Genomic DNA, 2,885 nt, shown 5'->3' with positions numbered 1-2,885 from the left:
TTCATTATAGATCCGAATTGCAGGATTTAATGCTCTTAGTATCCCGACATGACCGTTTTCCAATTTCTCCCCACCAACTATCGCTACCTGAACATTGCTGCTTTTGAACCCAACCTGGTCAAGCAGACTGATATGGGCAGGAGTTAATTTGATACAATTTATTTCGCTTTCAAAGTATTCCTTTACTATGGTTGATACATCTGACCCATTATTAAAAATAGTTAGCTCTCCTCCACTGATCAGGGGCAGGAAGATACTTGTCACTGTCAGATCAAAGGACAAGGAAGTAAACAATCCAAAATTTAAAGGCGATGAACCATTTGAATATTTTGATTGACCAAACTTCAGGTAATTTGTAAGGGATGCATGCTCCACCATTACTCCTTTGGGATTTCCTGTGGAACCGGAAGTATAGATCACATAAGCCAGGTTGGCTGGCTTGGTTTTCGAAGCCGGCTTTTTAATAGAATATTCCTTATGGCTTTTCCTGAACTTGCTTAGCCCGGTTTCATCCAGGCATATCTTATATTGAGTATCCTGTTGAATATAATCTATCCTTTCCTGAGGGTATTCCGGATCAATTGGAACATAGGCTCCGCCCGCTTTTAATACAGCCAGTATCGACATAATCATCCACTCACCGCGCTCCTGTTTGATACCCACCAGGTCATCGGGCCCGATGCCATAACTATCTTTTAGGTGATGAGCCAACTGATTAGATCTTTCATTAAGCTCCCGGTAAGTCAGCGCTATATCCTCAAATACTACTGCTATATTATCCGGCGTCTTCGCTACCTGTTCTTCAAACAGATCAACAATCGTTTTCTCTTTCGGATAAGCTACTGCCGTATCGTTGAATGTGACCAGCAGTTTATGTTTCTCATCTTCTGACAGGTAATCAATTCGTGATAGCTTCTCCGCGGGATAAGATAGTAATGAAGGTAAAAGGCGCTTGAAATGTTCCATCAGGCGCTTCATCATCTCCCGCTCATAAACATCTTCATTAAATATTGATTTGAAATAAATATAATCCCCCGCCTCTCCGAAGTGCAGCTCTATATCATTTTTAACTTTCGAAGGACCATTATCCGACACCTGGTTGATCACATCATCATCAATGGTACCTATGTCTTTATTTCCGCTAATATTATTATAAGTGATGGAGATGTCGAAAACCGTACTTCTGCTTGTATCCCGCTGAAGGCCCAGTTCTTCTACCAAACGATCGAAAGGATACATCTGGTGACTATAGCTCTTTAAGGTATTTTCTTTTACCACCTGATAATGGTCAGCAAAGCTTTCTTCAGGATTGACACTGTTTCTTAACGCAAGCGTGTTGACATAGTATCCCATCTGGTCTTCCAGGTCGGCATGCTCTCTCCCTGCTACCTGGGTGCCGGTGATGATATCCTTCCCGGAAGTGTAGCGGTACATCAATACATTCCATGAGGCCAGCAGGCCCATGAACAGACTGCCACCATTCTCCTGGATATATGCTTTTAGTTTAGAAGTTGTTGCTTTATCAAGGTAAGTAGCAAAGATTTGCCCGTTATAGGTTTTAACTTTTGGCCGCTGTTTAATACCCGGAAGGTCAAGTAATGGCAATTCTCCGGACAGCTTGTTCAGCCAATATTCCCTATGTGTTTTAAATGATTCCTGGTTCAATTGACCCAACTGCCAGGCTGAATAATCCTTGTACTGAATGCGTAATTCCTTTAACTCCGGCGCTTTACCTGCCTTATAAGCTTCGTAGTATTTCAATATATCCCTGGTCAATACTTCCATCGACCACCCATCGCTGATGATATGGTGTATATTGAAGTAGAATACGTACTTCTCTTCATCTACCCGGAGTAAGGCTGCCCGCAGCAGCGGCCCTTTCGATAAATCAAATGCCCGGTAAGCATCTGCCGCAATCCAGGCTTCCGCTTTTTCTTTCCTGTTTGCCGCTGTTCTGTAATCCTGGTTCCCGACCGCGAAGCCCAGGTCTTTGCTTTCAAGTACCCATTGCCTGATCTCTCCTGACTCGTCTTCTCTGAAAACCGTTCTTAGTATCTCATGACGATCAATGGTGGCATCTATGGCACGCTTGAAGTTTTCAATTTCAATGTCCTCATTCAGGTAAATACTTCCAGGCATGTTATGAGCTACCGAACCTCCTTCAAACTGACTCAGTACCCATACCCTTCTTTGCCCATCGGAGATGGAATAATTGGCCTGTGGAGTTACTTTTTCTATCTGAACAAACTCCTCTTTGTTTGAAGATGCTATCAGTACCGCGTGCGAGGCTACGCTGGTATAAGCAAACAGCTCTTTTAAACTTAGCTTTACCGATAACTCCTTTTGATACCCGTTACTCAGGCGAACCGCTTTTAAGCTATGGCCGCCCAATGCGAAAAAGTCATCATTCACCCCAATATTTTCTCTTTCCAGTACTTCTTCCCAGATCTTTACGAGCTTCTTTTCGAGTTCATTCCGTGGAGCAAGATAACTAAGTTTATTACCCAAACCATTTACGTCAATTTCCAGCAATGCCTTTCGATCTATCTTACCATTTGATGTCAGCGGTATATTATTTAATAGTACGATTTCCGAAGGCACCATATAAACCGGCAATTGATCGGTTAACTCCTGCCTTACATTTTCGATCAGGGCATTCGTACCGTACCAATGATCTTTAACGAACTCCTCTATTTTTCCTTCAATAATTTCCTTTTCCCTGATGCAATAAACATCATAAAACTTTGTACCCTTCAACTCATCGATCTGGTATGCTGAAACGGAAAATCCATTAGCACCAAGTATTTCTTTTATCTTTTCCAACCTGTCATTATCGTCGTACACTTCAATAATGACCTGATCTATTTTCGCCCAATCTTCCTCAG

At 42.3% G+C, this 2,885-nt stretch carries 1 protein-coding gene; it reads right to left on the bottom strand.

Features of this window, described 5'->3' with window-relative positions; genetic code table 11:
- Positions 1 to 2,885 (bottom strand): condensation domain-containing protein (locus A4R26_RS07475; protein WP_165760183.1); only part of this gene is annotated, 2,885 nt, incomplete at both ends.

Source organism: Niastella populi, from assembly GCF_002078015.1.
GTDB classification, from domain to species: domain Bacteria; phylum Bacteroidota; class Bacteroidia; order Chitinophagales; family Chitinophagaceae; genus Niastella; species Niastella populi.
This window is presented reverse-complemented; position numbering and strand designations above follow the sequence as displayed.